Origin of the sequence: uncultured Ruegeria sp. (assembly GCF_947497005.1) — a bacterium.
Lineage (GTDB): Bacteria > Pseudomonadota > Alphaproteobacteria > Rhodobacterales > Rhodobacteraceae > Ruegeria.
Genome location: NZ_CANMFF010000004.1, coordinates 257,890 through 278,293 on the forward strand (window position 1 = coordinate 257,890; position 20,404 = coordinate 278,293).

Sequence of the window (20,404 nt, forward strand, 5' to 3'; positions counted from 1 at the left end):
AGATTATTTTCGCCCGACCAGGGAGTGAGATGTGTAAGAGGAGTTAACCCGGCGCATCCTTTCCGGCCTTCTTCTGCTGCGGGACAACGAGGTCAAGTTGCTCGATATTCCAGGAATTGATGATGGCTTTAAACAAGTTCATCCCGGCGATAGGGAAGTGCTGATCTCCTGCAGGCTGGCCCAGGATTTTCCTCGGCTGATCAATCCGCAATCTGTTCCACGATGCACGATGTGCCTTACCCTTGTTAAACCCAAAATTAGCGCGACGCTGCATATCGGTGTCAAGCTGCCAATCATTGATAAATAATGTAAGTTCACCCCACCGCTTTCCTGAAGGGATATGGCCAGATCATGCTGCAAGGCCCGCGTTTCCAGTTTTTTCAGAAGCTGACGGGCTGCATCACGCGAAAGAGCATCGTTGCCATGCGACACAACACATCCGGCTAATTAGCGATGAACGTATTTCTCCAGGTCCTGTCACCGGTCAACCCCTTCAACTCTACGGGCACAGCCATTGTGTCAACAACATGCAGCCGTTTGGAACGCAGGTCCCTGGTGCACGGAAGGAATACCCAGAAGATCAGCGTGCCAAGCGTCGCAAAGCCAAGTGTCATTGACCTTTTTTTCAGCATAGCTGGTTGGGCTTTCAGGCTGTTCAAAACTTGGCTTTCAGGGTCATTGACTCGTTATGTATCCAAGTGTATACAAATGCACGCAATATACAAGTGTACGCGCTATGACCGTCCAGGACGACCCAATACAGCCCGGCCCACAAGGCAATTCCGCGTATCAGCGCATGCTGGAGCAGATCCGCGACGGCACGCTCTTGCCTGGCGATCGCTTGCGCGAGATCGAGCTGTCTGAACGCTTGGGTGTCAGCCGCACACCAATCCGCGAAGCGATCCGACAGCTTGAAGCGGACGGGCTGGTAATGCATGTGCCAAGGCTGGGCGCAACGGTCCGCAGCCTCGACTACGCTGAAGTGATGGAGCTTTATGAGATGCGTGCCGTGCTTGAAGGCACCGCTGCGCGGTTGGCGGCACGGGCAGCCTCGGATGTTGAACTTGATGAGTTGGAAGTTTTAAATGATCGGCTGGCTGAGGCCGGCACAGGTCCGGATGCAGCTCGAATCAACCGGATTTTTCACGCCACTTTGCTGGATGCAGCCAAGAACCGGTTTCTGGCGAAGTCCATGCTGTCCCTGCAAAAGGCGCTGCTGATCCTTGGGCCGTCACAGCTGTTGGACAGTGATCGGGCAGAAACTGCAGTGGTCGAACATCGGCACATCATGGCTGCCCTGAAATCGCGCGACGGTGCCGCAGCAGAAACCGAAATGCGCGCGCATATCCAGGCGGCCCAACGCATGCGCATCCGCGCGCTGCAGGAACGTGACCGCACAAGCGATCAGAGCCAGTAGGACCACGTTACATGGCCGCTCAAATGGAATTGTATGATATCGCGGTGATCGGAGGGGGTAACGCGGCCCTATGTGCGGCAATGACAGCTGCCGAAGCGGGTGCGAAGGTCCTGATCCTGGAAACCGCGCCAAAACCGTATCGCGGGGGAAACTCACGTCACACGCGCAACTTTCGCTGTATGCACACAGGTCCTCTGGGCCCATTGGTCGAGGAGTACAGCGAAGATGAATACCTGTCCGACTTGCTGAAAGTCACGGGTGGCAAGACTGACGAACGCCTGGCACGTTTGGCGATCCGAACCTCGGAAGATTGCTTGCCGTGGATGGAAGAGCACGGGGTCCGCTTCCAACCGTCTCTTTCAGGTACTTTGTCCCTTGCTCGGACCAATGCGTTTTTCATGGGGGGCGGCAAATCTCTGGTGAATGCCTATTACCGGACGGCCGCCGGGTTGGGTGTCGACGTCCGGTACGAAGCCGCAGTCACGCATCTGGAGCTGAATGGTGATCAGATCGAATGGGTCGATTTCACCTATGCGGGGCAAGAACATCGCGTCTCTCCCAAGGCAGTTATTGTCGCCTCGGGCGGGTTTCAGGCCGATACCGATTGGCTGACCCGCGCCTGGGGCGAACCTGCAAAGAACTTCCTGATCCGCGGCACGCCGTACAACCGAGGTGTGGTGTTGGCCGACCTTCTGGATCAAGGCATTGAGCGCGTCGGCGATCCAACCCAGTGCCACGCCGTTGCCATCGACGGGCGTGCGCCCAAATTCGATGGCGGGATTGTCACCCGTCTGGACTGCGTTCCGTTTTCCATTGTCGTGAACAAAGAAGCCGAGCGGTTCTATGACGAGGGCGAAGATGTCTGGCCCAAGCGCTATGCGATCTGGGGACGTCTGGTGGCGGCCCAGCCGGATCAGGTGGGCTACGTGATCATCGATAGCAAATCACTGAACCTGTTCATGCCGTCAGTATTCCCGCCGCTTAAGGCGGGTACGCTGGAGGAACTGGCGGCGCTGATGGGCCTGTCGCCCGACAAATTGACGGCGACCGTCACCGAGTTCAATGCTGCGTGCGGTGATACCGGCGGGTTTCACCCGACTGAACTGGATGGGGTAGCCACTTCGGACCTTAGTCCACCCAAATCCAACTGGGCGCGCCCGATCACCGAGCCGCCTTTCTACGGGTATTTGTTACGAACCGGTGTGACGTTTACGTATCTGGGCCTGAAAGTCGACGACACGGCACAGTGCTCAACCGCCTCAGGCAAGATCAAAAACCTCTGGGCTGCCGGGGAAACCATGGCCGGCTCGATCCTTGGACAGGGCTATCTGGCGGGCTTCGGCATGACTATCGGGACCGTCTTCGGTCGCATCGCAGGGCGCGAGGCCGCCGCCTATGCAAGCTGACCTGATACAAGAAGCGCGCCGTCAGGCCGAGATCTGCAATGCATGCCGCTATTGCGAAGGCTATTGCTCGGTCTTTCCGTCGCTTAATGCCGAACGCGCGTTTTCGGACGGTGCAATAACGCAACTGGCAAATCTCTGCCACAACTGCCGGGGGTGTTACTATGCCTGCCAGTACACGGCTCCGCACGAGTTCGACCTCAATCTACCGAAAGCTTTGGCTGAAGTGCGACGTGATAGCTGGGAAAGCTTTGCCTGGCCGCAGCCACTGGCGCGCCGATTTCACACGCATGGTGGTGCCATAGCTTTGGCGCTTATGATCGGGTTTGCGCTGCTGTTCTGGGCCGTTCGCGTCATTGGATCCAGCGGAGGGGAGGGTTTCTACGCCGTCCTGTCGCATAATGCGATGGTCGCGATCTTCGCCCCTGCGTTTGTGCTGCCGCTCTTTAGTATATTCCTCAGCCTAAGGCGCTATTGGGTTAAGGTTGGCGGCAAACCTCTCCAAGTGGCTGACGTGACGGCTGCTTTCAAACGCGCTGGTCAAATGCAGGATCTCGCCGCAGGGCACGGTGAGGGCTGTAATTTCGAGGACGAAGACCGCTTTAGCCAGGCGCGACGTCACACTCACCAAACCATCATGTATGGATTCCTGCTGTGCTTTGCGTCGACCTCGATCGCGACTGTTTTGCATTACGGCTTCGGAATGCATGCGCCCTACGGGTTATGGTCATTGCCCAAGCTGTTCGGGATTTCTGGTGGTGTTTTGCTGACGGTGGGTTGCGGCACCATGGTGTACCTTAAACAAAAATCTGACCGTGATCTCGGTGACCCTGCTGCATGGGGAGGTGATATCGGTTTTATCCTGCTGCTTGGGTTTGTTGGGCTGAGCGGGCTTGTTCTCTACGTCCTCGGCTCATCTGCATTGATGCCTGCACTGCTTGCCATCCATTTGGGTTCGGTTCTGACATTCTTCTTGCTCACTCCCTATACCAAGATGGCTCATGGGTTTTATCGCCTCGCCGCACTCGTTCGGGATGCCCAACGGAAAAGAGGCATGTGAGTATTATCGGCACATGACTTGGTGCGCTTTTTGCATACAGGGCCATAAACGCGTCATCCAGGCGTCAGGCCACCAGAACAGATTGAGCAACCCCTATCTCATGAAAATCGGCACATCTTCGGCAGGGAAAGTGCGCATTCGGCCGTCAACTTGGCGGTTTGACAAAGACTTTCAAAGAGTCCCTGACATGGGCCGTGATGGCGGCAGCGTCTGCGATACTTGCCGCCCAGCCGCCATGGCCAACAAGGCCGCGCGGGCCATCTGGGCGATGCTCACGAAGAAACAGGAATACCGGCAGCCTGCGTTCTAACCGGGCCGACTGCCCGCAAGATGCAAGACGTTGAAGTGGTGATGCGGAATTAAGTCAACCAAGAGCAAGGACACTCTGGGAACGGCAGCGACCCTCGGACGTCGATAAGCCGGTTGGAACCTCGCTTGCGGAAGTCATCAAGGCCAGTGGCGACAATGTCGCCACGCAAACAGGCCGGACAGACGAAAGTACTGACAAAATACCCGCAAACATTACCAAAAAGTTCTTGCAATGCAGGGGCCACCCAAAGGGGTCGTTCGCTGCACTTGCCCCATTCGCGGCTATTAATACATCGTGTCTGTCACAAAGTGAACGAGGCAAAACTGGATACAGGCCAATCACTTCGGTCAAATTGAAACGGGTTACCCGGTGTTTGGTCAAGTCGACGCCGGATGAACTTACTGCTTTGAAGCTAGGATTTTGTCGAAATTGGTAGAGAGCTTAGTACCAGAACCGCGTCTCTAATTGTCGAAGCTAATGCTCAGTTCATCTGAGGTAGCGACACTCTGGCAGGATAGTATTTCTCCGCGGGTGACATCGCTGTCTTCAAGTGCCATTCGAGCATGCATATGGACCTGTCCCTTTGTTAGACGCGCTTTGCAGGCGCCGCATACTCCGGACTGGCAACTGAAAGGTGGCGTCAAGCCAGCCGCCAGTATCGCATTCAGTAGGGTTTGATCTGCAGAAACAGGAACCTCGTATGTCGACCCTCCCAGATTAACTTGTGCTTTGGCGGCGATACCCGTCACGCTGGAAGCTGTCATTGTAGCCCCTCCGAAGCTTTCCATATGAATTCGGTTCGCAGGTACATCCAGTGCCATCAGCGCGTTGCTCACGTCCTTATTCATAGCTCCGGGTCCGCAAATCCAGTATTGGACATCTTGCGCCACAGGTGGGGTTTCCGTCACGGCGATCTTTATGGCTTCGGCATCCACGCGGCCTTTTCGCCATGGGCTTATCCAACTCCACAGCGAGGGTGCCGACAGGACATGGCGCAATGTGAACCGGGCGGCATGCTCAATTTTCAATTTGTCCAGTTCTTTGCCAAAGATAGTGCTTTCGCCATCGGCGTTGCCATAAATCAGATGAGCCACTGAATGAGTTTCTTCTTTGAGGACAGCGTTGATCATTGCGAATAGCGGCGTGATGCCACTGCCTGCACCAAAGAAATAGTGGGTGCGACGTTTCAGTGGATCCGGCGTCAGGGAGAACTGACCGAATGGCGGCATGACGTCGACCATATCGCCGGGCTTTAGGTGGTCTCCGATATGATTGGACACAAGCCCACCGGCGACCCGTTTTACCGTGATACGCAGAGGGGCACCTGGTGGGTTGGAAATGGTGTAGCTGCGACGTTGCTCTTTCTCGTTGAAATGGAATCGCAGAGTGACATGCTGACCGGCTTGCCAGCAAAAGGTTTCTGCCAGATTGGTCGGTGTATCAAAGGTCACGCTTGTGGCTTTGCCTTTAATCTCAGGCCGGATTTCAGAAACTTTCAGGGAAAAGAAATCTGGGTTCATGGTTTCCTCAACGATAATCAAACGTGGTGTCAAGAGCTCGGATTGCCAGCCGACCAGCTTGGGGGACGATGAAAAAACTGTCCGTCTGGTTCATCGTTCCAGTTGTGTCGTCCCAGATGTAATCGACACGTGTCTTGGCGATGACACGCGTGCCGCCGTCGGTGAATTCCGAGGAAATCCTGGGCGCCTCGCGCCTCGTTTCACTGTATCCCTGCATCGCGTCGGCCAATGTGGGATCCTGATGCCAATCAGGAAGTGTTTCCCAATCGGCCACCGGATAGGAAAACTTCTCATCTGGCTGCCCCAGCCCGAATTTGATTGTGACGGTATGCACCGCCTTCGGGTGCCAGTCTTTCCACGTCGCAGCGATTGCTGCCTCTTCTGTTGCATTGAGATAGCGCGCCGCCAAGTCCTTGGGTTCGTCTGACGGGCTGGCCAAGACCAGTCCAGTTGCCAGGATCGTACCGATAAAGGTTGCAAAAATGCGTTTCATTTACTTTCCAAATTCAGCGTAGCGGAGGGAGTTGTACGAACAAGCAATTGAAGGAGCGATTCGATATTGACCCAAGGCATCTGGCTAAGTTCCGGCCTCTTGTGTCTCGAGGAAGTCCAGGATTGCTTGTTGGTGTCTGACAACCGGGCTTTCTCCGTTGGCGGCAGGGCCGACCTCAAAATACGGGCTGGTCAAAGACTTTTGCTGTTGTTCACAGGCGTAAATATCCTCGGCTGTGAAATCACCTGACGCCATTGGATCATCTTCGCTGATTGCGTCGCTGTCGGGATATTTCGGGCCGCCGAAATCCTTCCAGAAACTCCAACTGCTCCATTCCTGTTTCTGAAACTCCCACCCTGAGGCATTCGCCAGCTTGGTGCGGTTTTCCACGCGCGTCAGATCAGGCCCCAAGGGCGTGATAATGAAGATGTTCCAGCTATCTTCGCCCGCGCCAAGCCCTATACCGGGAAACAGCATTGGCACCCAGGCCCCAATATGGGGTTCCGGTATTGCCCGCGGTGTAGGCAGGTTTTTCTCCAAATCCTTTGCATAATCAGGCGCCGGCGGTTCCCAGAAGTGATAATGCGGACCTTTCCAGCCGTATTCCGCCCGCGCATGATCATACATGTGGAGCGTGTTGGAATGAAGATGGCTCAGGTGATAGACGTCGATATAATTCTCGACCACGATCTTCCAGTTGGCCTTGATCTCATAGCTTTGCCGCGCATCGGGATATTCCACCAGCTCTTCCGGTTTGTGTGGTCCCAACAGCGGATCAACCGCACCGAACCACTCAACAAGGCTGGGCGGATTTGGATCAGGATGCACAAAAAGCATACCACGCCAGATATCGACACTGGCGGGTTTCAAGCCGAGGCAGGATTTGTCGACCCCATTGGGATACTCCTTTGCTTCATCGGGAATAGAAATCAGGTTGCCCTCGAGGTCGTATGTCCAGTCATGGTAGGGGCACGTCAGCGCCTTTTGCGTTTTCCCGACAGCCCGGATCAACTGTGTACCACGGTGACGGCAGATGTTATGAAATGCCCGCAGACGGTGATCGCGCCCCATCACGATAAAGATGTTGTTCAGCCCGGCCTGTATCGACACAAAATGACCGGGCTCCGGCACATCCTCGGCCAAACCTGCGTAGCGCCAGGTGCGTGAAAAAACCTGCCTTTGTTCGCGCTCAAACCAATCTTGGGACGTATAGGCGTCAACGGGAAGGCGGTGGTACATTCGGGTCATGGCAACCTCTTAAACAAGCCAGATGGCATAGGAGGGAAACAGGCTGGCCGCGATCATCATCAGGCCGAATACAGCCCAAAGGATCGCTACTGCCCAGAAAAGGATCGGATCGTGTTCGCGCGAGATATCAAATACAAGTGCAGTCTGGCCCGTCATAATCGATGGCACCAACCACCACAGAAACAGCAGACCCCAAACCCAGTAGAGCCCCAGTACAGCCGCAACCAAAAGAACTGGCAAAGCCATGTAATTGACAAGGCGCTGGGTGCTCATACGGTCGCCTCCAGGCTGGCGGCAAGGATCGTTGCAGCCTGTTTCAGCTCTTCGCGCCAGACCTCTGGCGGATTAAGCGGGGTCAGAGAATCCAGGTTCACATATGTCGCAGAAATCCCCTGCGAAACCGCGCGTATATGGGCAGCAGGGGCGTTCGGGGAGGCCCGTTTCAACACGGCTTCGATCACCTCAAAAAACTCTTCCAAGCTATCGACGAGGGGCTGTCGCATTGACGGGTGATCAGCGACGGATGTGACAAGCGACTGGTAGGCCAGCATTACGCGCGGATCATTGGGGACAGATTTATCAAACAGCAGGTCGATCAGATCAGCTGTCGTGCCCGTTGGTTCCAACGCGCCCCGAAGGGCGGTTGTCGCCTGTGCAAACCTGTCTACGACATGGTTTATAAGGGCCCCGGTCATCTGGTCCTTGTTACCTAAATAGTGGCGCAGGATGGGTCGTTTGACCCCGGCCTCAGCTGCGACGCGCTCTTGGGTTGCCCCCTCCAATCCGAAACGGGACACACAGGTGAGATATGCATCAAGAATCTGTTCTGATCGCTGGTCTTTAAGACTGGGACGGGGCATCGTTTCTCTCGTTTATTGTCACATCTGACAAATAACTATTCAAAGTATATTGTCAATAATGACAATTAATAAATCTCTGCTAGAGCGGTGCGCCACAGCCCCGAGAAGTTGTTTCAATGCACTAAGGTTTCAGCGTTTGTTGCCGCTTCCGGTATCTTTCGCCGCATTGAATCGGTGTCGACTTCAAGATTGCCAAATAGTTTTCCGGCCCAATGGACGGCCCCGGATGTCAAAAGAAAAACCTCTGGCACCACAATCCACTCGCCGATCCAGACACCGCCGGAACGCTCGTGCTGGTGCAAGGTCAATTCGCCAATCTGCTCGGCGCGTTGGCGTCCCAGTCTTCCGACAGCCTCGCCAAACTCGGACGCCCGTTGGTTCTGTTTATGCGCCATTGCAGATGAGGCGCCTCGACCCGTTTCATGAGTTTCAGTAATTTCGGCGATGTCCGTTGAGGACAACAAATTCACGTTGTGTGAGATCTTGCAGATCGTCGCGCAAAGCGCGCCAAGCGCCGTCACGATGTCTGATATTCCATCCCTTGCATTTTGCCAGTGTGGGTCTACGACCCTCAGTCCCAACGCCTGTGCAACAGCCCGTTTGATCTGTGGACCATCGTCTTTGTCGTACCCCCGCAAATCTCCAACCGGCCCTCCAATCTGAACGTTCAACCCTCGCTTTGCGGCGTCGTCGATTGCTTTCTGGCGACGCGACAATTCAGACCTCCAAACCTGCAATTTGGTAGCGAAGCAGATTGGCACGGCGTGCTGACCGTTGGTGCGCCCGATCATCATTGTGCCCCGGTGTTGGTCCATATGGCTTTCCAAAATCGCGGCAAGCCGCTGCAATTTCAGTTCGATCTCTTCGAGCCCGGCCTTCATTTGCATCGCAAGAGCCGTGTCCATGATGTCTTGCGTCGTTGCACGGAAGTGAAAGTATTTCGCATGATCGCCAAGCGCTTTACGCATCTGCTGAATAAGCCCAACGATAGGTCGACCCACAGTCAGCATGTCTGATTGCATTTGATCCTTGTCGAGCATCTGGGGCGACAAAGCCTCAATCGCACGGGCTGCATCGCTGGGAATAAGCCCCGCCTCGGCCTGACATCGAGCCAGGGTTTGCTCGACCTTCAGCCAGGCTGAGATCGTGCTGTGTTCTGACCAGATAACCCGCATGTCGAGGGTCGAGAAACAGTCGCGGTAAAGACCAAACTCAAGCATCACCCAGCCCCCCCGGCGCAAGCTTTCGGTCTTTTAGGACACCCCGGACACGGAACGCTATCGCGCCTGCACCGATGATTATGAAAGCCAGCGCGATTGGACGCTCGACAAATATCAGAGCGCCCCCATCCGACATCAAGAGCGATTGACGAAATGTCTCTTCAGCCCCTTTTGCCAGCACAAATGAGATAACGAAGGCGGCTATGTTGAAGTCGTGCTTTCGCATCAACCAACCAACAAACCCCGCCACGGTCATCACGGTCACATCAAACATCGACCCACTTGCAGAGTAGGCGGCGACAAAGGCGGTCATGAAGATCATCGGATAGAGGACGTTGGTCGGGATTTTCAGAATTAGCCGAGCGACTTGTGTCGCCCCGAAATAGCCGATCAAGCCATACGCAATGATCCCCAGCATGCCGCAAGCGAACAGCTTATAGACCAATTCCTTGTCCGTCAGAAAAAGTGTTGGTCCAACCTGAATGCCATGGATCAGGAAGACACCAAGTAGGATGGCGCCAATGGTCGACCCGGGTATTCCTAGCGTTAACAGTGGTGCCATCGAAGGGCCGGACACCGCATTATTTGCCGCTTCGGGTGCGGCAACACCTTCCAACGCGCCTTTGCCCCATTGTTCAGGGTTTTTCGCCCGGCGTTTCCCTTCACCGTAGGATATGAAAGCCGCAATTGCTGAGCCCAGCCCTGGCAAGACACCAATACCTGCGCCGATGAATCCACCGCGCAAGGCGTGCGGCAGGCAAGGTTTGTATTCTTCCCAAGTCAGATTATTCCCGTCTTGTGTGCTGTCGTTCTCTTTGGTCTCTCCCTGGGTTTTCCGGCGCTCTTCTAGCTGGGCAAACACTTCGCCCAAAACAAATACACCGATCATCAGGGGAACGAGACCGATACCGTTGGACAGGTCAAAAGAACCGAAAGTGTAGCGTTCTTCGCTCGAAATCGGATCAAGCCCAACCATGGCGACCAAAATGCCCATCAGGGCCGAGGCCAACCCCTTGACTATGGATTTACCGATGACCGATCCGATCACAACGAAGGCGGCAAAGTAGATTGCGAAGGTTTCCGGCGGCCCCAGTTTCAATGCGATGGACGCAATGAACCCAACACCAATGACCAACAGGATATCACCCATCATGTCGCCAATAATCGACGAAATAGTGGCGACCTTCATCGCCTTGCCCGCTTTGCCTGCGCGGGCCAGCGGATAGCCATCGATCTGCGTGGCAGCACTGGCGGCTGTGCCCGGAGTGTTGAACAGAATGGCCGCAATAGACCCACCATAGCGCCCGGATTTTCCAATCACGTAAAGAAACGCCAAGGCGAAAAGGGGCGACATATAGAAAGTGATCGGCAACAGCATTGCGATCGCGGCTGATGCGGTCAAACCGGGGGTCGCACCCACGATCATGCCAACAAACGCTGCCAATACGATGGCGAAAAGCAGCATCGGATCTGTAATCACGGAAAGAAGAGCGGGAAAGATTTCCATAATTTGTTACCCCTGAATCCAGTTCAGCAGATCAAAGACCTCGCCGTAGGGTGGGAATACGCCGAGCAGCACGAAGAAGATGACGTGAAAGACCAGCGGGCACAGAACGACTGACAGCGCCAATCCAATCCGACTACGGACGCCGAAAATGTAGAGAATCAGCGGAGCAACAATCGCGGTCGGAACAAGATATCCGAACCATCGGAAAGATTGCTGATAGATCAGCGCAATGATGAAAAGACCGACTATCTCCAGCGTGGCCCCATTGTCAGGTTCGCTTTGTGCTTCACCTGCGCTCTGACGCGTGGCCCCAATGATTAGGAACCCGGACAGAGCAAGCAGCGCAACAGCAGCAGCAAAAGGTACAATGCCTGCCCATGTATCACCGGGCGAGGCCGCTGGCACTTGCCAGGCACCCCAGATGGCAACACATGAAATGGCTGTCAGAACAAGACCTTCGACATAAGTACGCATAATTCCCTCCGTCACACATTGGTCGTTGAGAAAGATCGGGTGGCGATATCGCCACCCGATCCTGTCAGTCTCAGTTCGTCAGGCTTTCCACCAAAGGTGCGGCGTCCTCTTTCATTGCCGACAGAGTTGCCTTGGCATCTGCACCGCTCTGATAAACCGGGCCGGTCCCGCGTGAGGCCAGAAGTTCGGCAAACTCGGGTTTCGCTACGATTTGTTCCAGCGCGGCTTCCATCGCCGTAACCACCTCGGGTGGCGTATCCTTTGGCGCGAACACAATCACCGGGGACGAAACTGCGGCAAAAGGTATTCCGAGCTCACCAAAGGAAGGCACATCCTTCATGATGCCATCACGGTCCTGACTGTTGACCGCCAATGCACGCAGCTGGTCTTCAAATCCCGCCAGTTGCTGTACACCAAGGAAGCCGAAGTCCGCCTGTTCGCCGATCAGTGCTGCACGGGTTGGTCCGCCACCTTTGAATGGTACATCCTGTGCCTCGATGCCGTTGCCGGCCAGAAAGCCCATACCACCGACATGGTGAAAACCGCCGCGTCCCGAATGCGCCCAACGGAGCGATCCTGGGTCAGCTTTTGCTGCATCGATTATGTCTTGTACGTTTTCGAATGGGCTATCCTTTGGCACCATCAGCGATGTCTGTAACTGACCGACCTGAGCGACAAATTTGAAACTGTCCAGCGCGTCAATGTCTGTGTCCCGCGTCATGGTCGACAAAAGAAACGACCCGCCCGACGTCATCATCATCGTGTATCCATCTGGACGTGCACCCACAACAGAGTTGGCGCCGTTCAAACCACCTGAGCCGGGCTTGTTTACAACAACGACTGGTACATCCAAAACGCCTTCAGCTGCCGCCGAGATGGCGCGGGCATAGGCATCTGTGCCACCACCCGCCTTGTATGGCACGATCAAGTTGATAGGGCGCTTAGGCCAGTCAGCGGCAAAGCTGGCTGTGGCTGAAGTGGCTACGGCAATGGCGGCAATGGCCGTGTTTAGTAGTGTTCTACGTTTCATTGGGTCCTCCCATAAGCTCGACCCTAAACTATCCAAGTTTGGGAATTGATAAAAATGCAAAGATCGTATCTACTCTTGCAAAAAATGAAAGCCAGCAGCGATGAACATCAAAGCCTTGCGCGCTTTTAGTATCACTTTGTCCGAAGGCTCTCTGATTGCCGCATCGGAAATCCTGCACCTGAGCCAGCCTGCTGTCAGCCGATTGATATCGGGATTGGAAGCAGAACTAAGACTTACACTATTTGATCGAAGCGGCCGCAACCTTACACCTACGCCGGAAGGGTTTGCCTTCTACCGCGAGGCAGGGCGAATTCTGGAAAATCTGGATGAAGTGCCGAGGATCGCGGCGGAAATTCGTGCTGGGCGAACGGAATCACTACGTATTGTCACGATGCCCAGAATTGCACAAACCTTGTCGGCCCGCGCAGTAGCAAGGTTTTTCAAAGAACATTCCAACATCAACATCAGCCTGGATGTCCGGGCGCGGCGCGAAGCTGGAAAGTGGTTAGCAGGGCGCGAATACGACATCGGTATTGGAGCATTGCCCGTTGAACATCCGGGAATTCGCACACAACCGTTATTGAGAGTTAGGGCGCAGGCGATATTGCCTGCTGATCACAGACTTGCCAAGCGACAGGAACTCGCAGCGACCGAGCTTGTGAATGAACCTATCATCCGTTTGATGCAGGGATTGTTACTTCGAGACCAACTGGATGATATCTTTCATTCCGCTGGCGTATCTCCTGGCCAGTCTTGCGAAGTTGCATCTTCCCAACTGGCTTGCTCGCTTGTTGCGGAAGGGGCGGGCATCACAATCGCAGATGAATTGGTCTCAGCTCAGATTGGTCTTGAAAACTTGATCCTGGTGCCGGTTGTTCCCGAAAAATGGATGACATTCGGGTTGTTGTACCCCGTCTCGCAGGACAGAACTGAAGCTCTTTGCCGCTTTGAAACAGTTTTGCGGGACGTGGTTCAGGAACTGGCAGGTCAAAGCCCAACCTTGGAAGTGGCCCTGGATTAAGACCGTTCGATGACCCGATGCTCCGGGTTCCATCGCCATTGAATGCAGAAGGCTCTATGCTGACGCACTAGCAGAAATGATCCATGTCGCATTGTCGAGAAGCGCGGCCAAGGTTCGTTCATTTAATAGGCAATGGCAGCTTGGGGAACTTACCCCCATTTGTGGCGCGCGCAACATCCGTTAATATAGGCTATTCGCAGCTATTCTCTGCGTACGCACATCAAGTTAGTATGATCTTTCGTCAACGTCGGGTTGGCGTTGAGGCGGGGTGTGGCGGATTGGAGGATTTACCATGCATATCACAAACTTAACCGTCTATGCGTCGGCGCAGACGTAGCGTATCAGGATCGACCGCGTCAGCGGTTTCGACCGGGTCAAACTCGGATAGCTTTTCCCCGGTTCAGCTTGATCCTTGGTACCTTTGACTATGCGCTTCTTCTTACCCGTATTGGGGTCGTCGTAAATGATTTCCCATTAAGAATCAGACCGTTGGCGCGCATATGGAACAGGGTTCTTCACAAGAACATCCTCGCGATTTTGTGCAGCCCGTGCAAGATTGCACAAGTTGCAAGTTTCAATTTTCGTGTAAGTTCCTGATTTTATTGGTCGGAGTGAGAGGATTCGAACCTCCGACCCCTGCCTCCCGAAGACAGTGCTCTACCAGGCTGAGCTACACTCCGACCGTGGCCGGTGATCTATACGCGACGTTTCCGATGCGCAAGTGGATTCTATAGAGCGGTCACCTGAATCCTGTGGCGAAAAACCTTAAGGGAATGCGCTTCGAACCCAGGCTTCGATCAGTGCAATGTGTCTGTTTTGTACAGGCGGATCTTGGTGCCGCCGTGGTCCACCACCGGGCCTGGTGCCAGTAAAGGCAGGCGAGTCGCCCGAGCAAGAGCGGGGGTGCTGGTTATTACTCCGACACGCCATCCCTGAAACCGACTCATAAGGGCTTTGCCCAAGGCTCCATAGACAGAACGCAAGCGTTTTTCGTCCCCAATTCGCGCTCCGTAGGGCGGGTTCACGATGACCAATCCTGCGGGACCTTCAGGGGGTTTGATGTCACTGACAGAACGTTGTTGAAATCGTGTCCAAGCGCTGACTTGTGCCCTCTCGGCATTGGCAGTTGCTGCATCAATTGCACCGGTGTTTCGGTCCGAGCCGTGAAAGGTGACAGGACATTCTGCCGTTGTCGTTCCCCTTCGCATCGCTTGCCACTGGTCAGGATCGAAGCCAGCCAGCTGTTCGAATGCAAAACTGCGGGACCGGCCGGGGCGCAGACCCAATGCGATCTCGGCGGCCTCGATCACGAATGTGCCCGACCCGCACATCGGATCCAGTACGGGTTCGTCGCCGCTGTAGCCGCAATCCCTAAGGAACATTGCGGCCATAGTCTCGCGCATCGGAGCTTTGGCAATCGCTTCTTTATGACCGCGCTTGTGTAAAAGCTCACCAGAGCTATCGACCGAGATTGTGCAAATGTCTTTCTCGATTCGCAGCAATATCCGAATGTCGGCGTCGGCCGAGATCGGAGCGCCCAATGTCTCGGAAATTGCACGCTCGATCCTCTGACGGGCCGCGCCAGCATGGTAAATTCTGGATTTTCGGCTGGTGGCTTCGACTTTGACCGGAACATCTGGAAGCAAGACATCGCTCCAGGGAAACTTACGCGCGCGTTTATCCAGTTGGGCCAGATGCACAGCCGGGAATCTGCCCAGACGGACAAGTACCTTGTTGGCACCTCGCAACGTCAGGTTGGCGCGCCAGACTTCGGGCCAGGGTCCCCGGCACGTCACGCCACCCTGTATGGTTTTGACCTCTGCGAACCCGTGGGATTGCGCCTCGGCACTAAGAGGTGCTTCAAGGCCTGGCGTAGCCACCAGAAAGATTTCCAAGTCTGTGTCTTTTTCCATTCCGGTTGCTTACACTGGAAGTTCGGTGGGCGCGACACGCAATTTTACAGGGCGGATTTGGGGGATATGATCGATAAATCGCAGAAATGTGTGACTCATTCTTAACTTTTGGCGGTAACAGGTTTGCGTTTGTGACCATCCCCGCGTAAAGGGTCCATGATCGGAAATACGCCTGCGGATTTTGGACCGTTTTCGACGCTTTTGCGACGAAGGCTTGAAAAAACCGGGCTATTGCATAACCCCGAAAGGGCGTTGGCAAAGCTGGCGCAGACAAAGAGGCTTGGAAGAACGTAGCGACATGCAAACTTTCAAACTGAAAAAAGGGCTGGATCTGCCCGTGGAAGGCGCTCCTGACCAGACCATTCACCCGGGTCCGAAATATACGACGGTTGGCGTGCTAGGTGGTGATTACATCGGCCTGAAACCAAAGATGTTGGTGCAGGAAGGCGACAGTGTAAAACGTGGTGCGCCGTTGTTCTGTCACAAGGACGCGCCCGACGCGATGATGGTCGCACCGGTCAGTGGAACGGTAATCGCTATCAACCGTGGTGCCCGCCGAGTGCTTCAAAGCGTCGTGATCGAGGTTTCCGACGTCAACGACACAGGCATGGATTTCTCGGGCGTTGGCGATGCGGACAGCGCTGAAGGCGTGACCGCCAAACTGTGCGCTGCAGGCTTGTGGACCTCGTTCCGCACGCGGCCATATTCGAAAATGCCTGAACCTGGCGCTAAGCCGAATGCGATATTCGTAACCGCCATGGATAGTGATCCTCTGGCCGCCGACGCCGCCGTGATCATCGCCGCGGCAACCGAGGCCTTTGCCGCCGGACTGACGACGATAAGCAAGTTGACCGATGGTAAAACCTATCTCTGCCAGAAAGAAGGTGACGCACTCCCCGGTGCAGACGTAGCCGGTGTTGAAGTCGCGGCATTTGCCGGTCCTCATCCATCGGGCTTGGCCGGAACCCATATTCACTTTCTTGAACCGCTTGCGGGTGACAAACAGGTCTGGACCATCAGTTATCAGGACGTCATCGCAATTGGCCGCCTGATGCAGACCGGACATCTGGACCCAAATATTGTGGTCGCTCTGACCGGCCCCGGTGCGCGTCAGCCGCGTTTGATCCGCACCGTCATGGGCGCATCGACCGACGAACTGACCCGAGACGAAATCAACTTGGATGGCACCCCCCGTATCATTTCGGGCTCGATCCTGTCTGGCCAGAAAGCAGACGGCCCTACCGCCTATCTGGGCCGGTTTGCCCGCCAGATCAGCATCATCCGGGAAGATCCCGACCAAATTCCGATGGGCTGGATTCGTCCGATGCCGTCGAAGTATTCGGCCCAACCGGTTTTGGGTTCGGCATTCGCAAAGAAGCTGTATGCCTTCACATCAAACTTGAACGGCGGACGCCGTGCGATGGTGCCGACGGGTATCTTCGAAGAGTTGATGCCGCAGGATTACTTGCCAACTCAGTTGCTGCGGGCGTTGCTGGTTATGGATACCGATACAGCACAGGCACTGGGTGCGCTGGAGCTGGACGAAGAGGATTTGGGCCTTGCGGGATTTGCCTGCCCGGCAAAATATGAATACGGGTTGGCGCTGCGCGACTGCCTGACCAAGATTGAAAAGGAGGGCTGATCCAAATGGGTTTGCGCAGCTTCTTCGATCGGATCGAGCCGAACTTTACCAAGGGCGGCAAGTACGAGAAATATTTCCCTATCTACGAGATGGTGGAAAGCTTTATCTACACTCCGAAAACTGTGACCACCGTCGCCCCTCATGCGCGATCTTACGTGGATATGAAGCGAATCATGACTTATGTCGTGATCGCGACGATCCCCTGCATTCTGTGGGGCATGTACAATACCGGCTACCAAGCCAATTCGGCTATAGCTACGCTGGGGCCTGACTCGGCCACCGGTTGGCGGATTGCCATTCTGCAGACATTTGGCATCTCACTGAACCCTGACAGCATCTTTGCCAACGTCATGCACGGGCTGATGTACTTCCTGCCGATCTATATTGTCACGCTGGTGGCGGGTGGCATCTTCGAGGTCATTTTCGCGACCGTTCGCGGACACGAGGTAAACGAAGGCTTCCTTGTTACATCAATGCTGTACACACTGATCATGCCCGCAACCACGCCCCTGTGGCAGGTTGCTTTGGGGATTATCTTCGGAGTCGTGATTGGTAAGGAAGTGTTCGGCGGCACCGGAAAGAACTTCCTCAACCCGGCGTTGGTCGGGCGTGCCTTCCTGTACTTCGCTTATCCGGCGCAAATGTCAGGCGATGCGGTCTGGACTCCGGTTGACGGGTTCTCGGGCGCAACAGCTTTGGCCGTATCGGCAGCTGACGGTGTTCAGGCATTGGCCGCCGAAGGCATCACCTGGTCGAGCGCGTTCTTCGGCCAAATTCAGGGCAGCTTTGGTGAAACGTCAACACTGGCCTGCATGATCGGTCTGGCCTTCTTGCTGATGACCAAGATCGCCAATTATCGCTTGATCGTTGGCTGTTTGGCCGGAACGATCGGCTTTACTCTGCTTCTGAACCTGATCGGATCGGACACGAACCCGATGTTTGCGATGCCATGGTACTGGCATATTGTACTGGGTGGTTATGCTTTCGGACTGGCCTTTATGGTGACCGAACCGGTCTCGGCCAGCCACACCAATGTGGGTCGCTATATCTACGGCGCTCTGATTGGTGTCATGGTTGTGATGATCCGCGTGATCAATCCGGCTTTCCCTGAAGGCATGATGCTGGCAATCCTGTTCGGGAACGTCTTTGCACCGCTGATCGACTATTTCGTCGTGCAAGCCAACATCAAACGGAGGGCGCGTCGTCATGTCTGATACGCAATCCCCAGAACCAAAAGGCGCACTGGCCAAATTCCTGGCGGCCTCACCGGATTCGGTTGGCAAAACAATCTTCGTCGCCGTTGCCGTTTGCCTCGTTGCCTCAATGGTCGTGTCCGCCGCTGCAGTCAGCCTGCGCCCGGTGCAGGAAGCTAACCGCCTGAAGGACAGGCAGGTCAACGTACTTCAGGTCGCCGGAGTGTTCGAGCCTGGCATTGACGTGACCGAAGCGTTTGCCGCGTTCGAGCCCCACGTGCTGGAGCTGTCCACTGGTGAATTCGTCGATGATCAGTTCGATCCGACTACGTTCGACGACACCGCCGCCGCCAGCGACCCTGAGCTGAGCGTTGCACTGGACAACGATCCAGCAGGCATTGGGCGCAAGTCGAAATATCGCGTTATCTATCTGTTGCGAGATGACACGGGCGGGTTGGATAAGGTGATCCTGCCGCTACACGGTTATGGCCTTTGGTCCACGCTTTACGGGTTCATTGCGCTGGAAAACAACGGCAACGACATTTTCGGCCTGCAGTTTTACCAGCATGGCGAAACCCCCGGTCTTGGCGCCGAGGTGGACAACCCACGCTGGAAAGCACTGTGGAGCGGTAAGAAACTGCGCGACGACGCGGGCGAGTTGCAGATCACCGTCGCCAAGTCGCAACCCGCCGCAGGGCCAGACTTCTATGTCGATGCACTGGCGGGTGCCACGCTGACTTCCGTTGGTGTCGACAACCTGGTGAAATTCTGGATGGGTGATGCGGGCTACGGTCCTTTTCTGGCCAACCTGCAAGCAGGAGATTTCTGATGTCTCAGACCAAGAAAGAGCTGTTGGTCGACCCGCTTGTCGACAACAACCCGATCACATTGCAAGTGCTGGGCATCTGTTCAGCATTGGCGGTCACCTCGTCGCTGCAGGTGTCGATGGTGATGGCACTGGCGGTGATCTTCGTGACTTCGTTCTCGTCCTTCTTCATCTCGTGCCTGCGCAACCAGATTCCGGGTTCGATCCGGATCATTGTGCAGATGGTGATCATCGCCTCGCTGGTGATCCTGGTGGATCAGATACTCAAGGCTTACGCGTTTGAGATCTCGAAAACCTTGTCGGTTTTCGTCGGCCTGATCATCACCAACTGTATCGTGATGGGCCGCGCCGAGGCGTTTGCCATGAAGAACCCCCCGGTCGCGTCCTTCATTGACGGGATGGGCAACGGGATGGGCTATGGCCTGATCCTTCTGCTGGTCGGCTTCATTCGCGAGCTTTTCGGTGCCGGATCTCTGTTTGGCGTCACCATTTTGGAAACCGTTAACAACGGTGGCTGGTACGTGCCCAACGGTATGCTGCTACTACCGCCCTCAGCTTTCTTCATCATCGGCCTGATCATTTGGGCCTTCCGTACATGGAAGCCGAGCCAGGTCGAAGACCGTGAATATAAAATCCAGCAGGCAGAGGCACACTGATGGAAGGGCTTATCTCTCTGGCCGTAAAGGCCATCTTTGTCGAAAACCTCGCGCTTAGCTTTTTCCTTGGCATGTGTACCTTCATCGCCGTGTCGAAAAAGATTTCGACCGCGCTGGGTCTGGGAATTTCCGTGATGGTCGTGCAGGCGATCACTGTTCCCACCAACAACCTTCTGCTGACCTATCTGCTGAAGCCGGGCGCGCTGGCATGGGCTGGCTTTCCGGATGTTGATCTGACCTTCCTTGGCCTGATCTCGTATATCGGCGTAATCGCGGCGATGGTTCAGATCCTCGAGATGATCCTGGATAAGTACTTCCCGCCGCTTTACAATGCATTGGGGATTTTCCTGCCGCTGATCACCGTGAACTGCGCTATTCTGGGTGGTTCGTTGTTTATGGTCGAACGCGATTACAACTTTGCCGAAGCGACGACCTATGGCCTGTCTTCCGGGTTCGGTTGGGCGCTGGCGATCACCGCGATGGCGGGCGTGCGCGAAAAACTGAAATATTCGGATATTCCGGACGGCTTGCAGGGTCTGGGCATCACTTTCATCACCGCGGGACTGATGGCGATGGCCTTCATGTCCTTCTCGGGCGTGAAACTGTAAGGA

General features: G+C 55.2%; 20 protein-coding genes and 1 tRNA gene. 9 read left to right on the forward strand and 12 right to left on the reverse strand.

Annotated features, from left to right (window positions below; genetic code table 11):
* Nucleotides 1–43 precede the first annotated feature (43 nt).
* Nucleotides 44–274, reverse strand: a complete 231-nt coding sequence (locus Q0816_RS26015; RefSeq protein ID WP_367180475.1) for a hypothetical protein — start codon at nucleotides 272–274, stop codon at nucleotides 44–46.
* Nucleotides 275–736: 462 nt separating this feature from the next.
* Between Q0816_RS26015 and Q0816_RS07860 the strand changes: the two genes are divergently transcribed.
* From Q0816_RS07860 to tcuB, 3 genes are read left to right on the forward strand one after another with little or no spacing between them, the layout of a single operon-like run.
* A complete protein-coding gene (locus tag Q0816_RS07860; protein ID WP_298849188.1) occupies nucleotides 737–1,417 on the forward strand; it encodes a GntR family transcriptional regulator in 681 nt (226 codons plus the stop codon).
* Between the two features lie 11 nt (nucleotides 1,418–1,428).
* Nucleotides 1,429–2,823 (forward strand): FAD-dependent tricarballylate dehydrogenase TcuA, encoded by a 1,395-nt coding sequence (tcuA, locus tag Q0816_RS07865; RefSeq protein WP_298849189.1) that lies wholly within the window; start codon nucleotides 1,429–1,431, stop codon nucleotides 2,821–2,823.
* Nucleotides 2,813–3,880, forward strand: a complete 1,068-nt coding sequence (gene tcuB / locus Q0816_RS07870; protein ID WP_298849190.1) for a tricarballylate utilization 4Fe-4S protein TcuB — start codon at nucleotides 2,813–2,815, stop codon at nucleotides 3,878–3,880. Before tcuA ends, tcuB begins: the two co-directional genes overlap by 11 nt.
* Before the next feature lie 771 nt (nucleotides 3,881–4,651).
* Here tcuB and Q0816_RS07875 read toward each other — a convergent pair.
* The 9 genes from Q0816_RS07875 to Q0816_RS07915 form a co-directional block, all read right to left on the reverse strand.
* Nucleotides 4,652–5,710 carry a 2Fe-2S iron-sulfur cluster-binding protein gene (locus Q0816_RS07875; RefSeq protein ID WP_298849191.1) on the reverse strand — a complete coding sequence of 353 codons (1,059 nt, stop codon included), beginning with the start codon at nucleotides 5,708–5,710 and terminating at the stop codon, nucleotides 4,652–4,654.
* 7 nt (nucleotides 5,711–5,717) lie between these two features.
* Nucleotides 5,718–6,203 (reverse strand): hypothetical protein, encoded by a 486-nt coding sequence (locus Q0816_RS07880; protein ID WP_298849192.1) that lies wholly within the window; start codon nucleotides 6,201–6,203, stop codon nucleotides 5,718–5,720.
* Between the two features lie 84 nt (nucleotides 6,204–6,287).
* Nucleotides 6,288–7,451 (reverse strand): SRPBCC family protein, encoded by a 1,164-nt coding sequence (locus Q0816_RS07885; RefSeq protein WP_298849193.1) that lies wholly within the window; start codon nucleotides 7,449–7,451, stop codon nucleotides 6,288–6,290.
* Between the two features lie 9 nt (nucleotides 7,452–7,460).
* Nucleotides 7,461–7,724, reverse strand: coding sequence for a hypothetical protein (locus tag Q0816_RS07890; protein WP_298849194.1), 264 nt, complete (start codon nucleotides 7,722–7,724; stop codon nucleotides 7,461–7,463).
* Nucleotides 7,721–8,311 carry a TetR/AcrR family transcriptional regulator gene (locus Q0816_RS07895; protein ID WP_298849195.1) on the reverse strand — a complete coding sequence of 197 codons (591 nt, stop codon included), beginning with the start codon at nucleotides 8,309–8,311 and terminating at the stop codon, nucleotides 7,721–7,723. The genes Q0816_RS07890 and Q0816_RS07895 overlap by 4 nt, the downstream gene beginning before the upstream one ends.
* Before the next feature lie 113 nt (nucleotides 8,312–8,424).
* A complete protein-coding gene (locus tag Q0816_RS07900; protein ID WP_298849196.1) occupies nucleotides 8,425–9,531 on the reverse strand; it encodes a lyase family protein in 1,107 nt (368 codons plus the stop codon).
* Entirely contained in the window at nucleotides 9,524–11,038 is a 1,515-nt protein-coding gene (locus tag Q0816_RS07905; protein ID WP_298849197.1) for a tripartite tricarboxylate transporter permease, read from the reverse strand. The genes Q0816_RS07900 and Q0816_RS07905 overlap by 8 nt, the downstream gene beginning before the upstream one ends.
* Before the next feature lie 6 nt (nucleotides 11,039–11,044).
* The gene (locus Q0816_RS07910) at nucleotides 11,045–11,512 is read right to left on the reverse strand and encodes a tripartite tricarboxylate transporter TctB family protein (RefSeq protein ID WP_298849198.1); all 468 of its coding nucleotides are present in this window, start codon (nucleotides 11,510–11,512) and stop codon (nucleotides 11,045–11,047) included.
* A gap of 70 nt (nucleotides 11,513–11,582) precedes the next feature.
* Nucleotides 11,583–12,542 (reverse strand): tripartite tricarboxylate transporter substrate binding protein, encoded by a 960-nt coding sequence (locus tag Q0816_RS07915; RefSeq protein ID WP_298849199.1) that lies wholly within the window; start codon nucleotides 12,540–12,542, stop codon nucleotides 11,583–11,585.
* Nucleotides 12,543–12,642: 100 nt separating this feature from the next.
* On the opposite strand from Q0816_RS07915, the gene Q0816_RS07920 reads away from it, so the two are divergent.
* Complete coding sequence (locus Q0816_RS07920) at nucleotides 12,643–13,563, forward strand: LysR family transcriptional regulator (RefSeq protein ID WP_298849200.1); 921 nt, start codon at nucleotides 12,643–12,645, stop codon at nucleotides 13,561–13,563.
* A 603-nt stretch (nucleotides 13,564–14,166) separates the two neighbouring features.
* Here the strand turns inward: Q0816_RS07920 and Q0816_RS07925 are convergent.
* Nucleotides 14,167–14,243, reverse strand: a tRNA-Pro gene (locus Q0816_RS07925).
* Nucleotides 14,244–14,360: 117 nt separating this feature from the next.
* Nucleotides 14,361–15,476 (reverse strand): class I SAM-dependent RNA methyltransferase, encoded by a 1,116-nt coding sequence (locus Q0816_RS07930; protein WP_298849201.1) that lies wholly within the window; start codon nucleotides 15,474–15,476, stop codon nucleotides 14,361–14,363.
* Between the two features lie 298 nt (nucleotides 15,477–15,774).
* Between Q0816_RS07930 and Q0816_RS07935 the strand changes: the two genes are divergently transcribed.
* Genes Q0816_RS07935 through nqrE form a run of 5 tightly spaced genes read left to right on the forward strand, consistent with a single transcriptional unit; the run spans nucleotide 15,775 to nucleotide 20,401 of the window.
* Entirely contained in the window at nucleotides 15,775–17,118 is a 1,344-nt protein-coding gene (locus Q0816_RS07935) for a Na(+)-translocating NADH-quinone reductase subunit A (RefSeq protein WP_298849202.1), read from the forward strand.
* Between the two features lie 5 nt (nucleotides 17,119–17,123).
* Nucleotides 17,124–18,332 carry an NADH:ubiquinone reductase (Na(+)-transporting) subunit B gene (locus Q0816_RS07940; RefSeq protein WP_298849203.1) on the forward strand — a complete coding sequence of 403 codons (1,209 nt, stop codon included), beginning with the start codon at nucleotides 17,124–17,126 and terminating at the stop codon, nucleotides 18,330–18,332.
* Nucleotides 18,325–19,140 carry a Na(+)-translocating NADH-quinone reductase subunit C gene (locus Q0816_RS07945; RefSeq protein WP_298849212.1) on the forward strand — a complete coding sequence of 272 codons (816 nt, stop codon included), beginning with the start codon at nucleotides 18,325–18,327 and terminating at the stop codon, nucleotides 19,138–19,140. The genes Q0816_RS07940 and Q0816_RS07945 overlap by 8 nt, the downstream gene beginning before the upstream one ends.
* Nucleotides 19,140–19,793, forward strand: a complete 654-nt coding sequence (locus tag Q0816_RS07950) for an NADH:ubiquinone reductase (Na(+)-transporting) subunit D (protein WP_298849214.1) — start codon at nucleotides 19,140–19,142, stop codon at nucleotides 19,791–19,793. Before Q0816_RS07945 ends, Q0816_RS07950 begins: the two co-directional genes overlap by 1 nt.
* Entirely contained in the window at nucleotides 19,793–20,401 is a 609-nt protein-coding gene (nqrE, locus tag Q0816_RS07955) for an NADH:ubiquinone reductase (Na(+)-transporting) subunit E (RefSeq protein ID WP_298849216.1), read from the forward strand. Before Q0816_RS07950 ends, nqrE begins: the two co-directional genes overlap by 1 nt.
* Nucleotides 20,402–20,404: the final 3 nt, after the last annotated feature.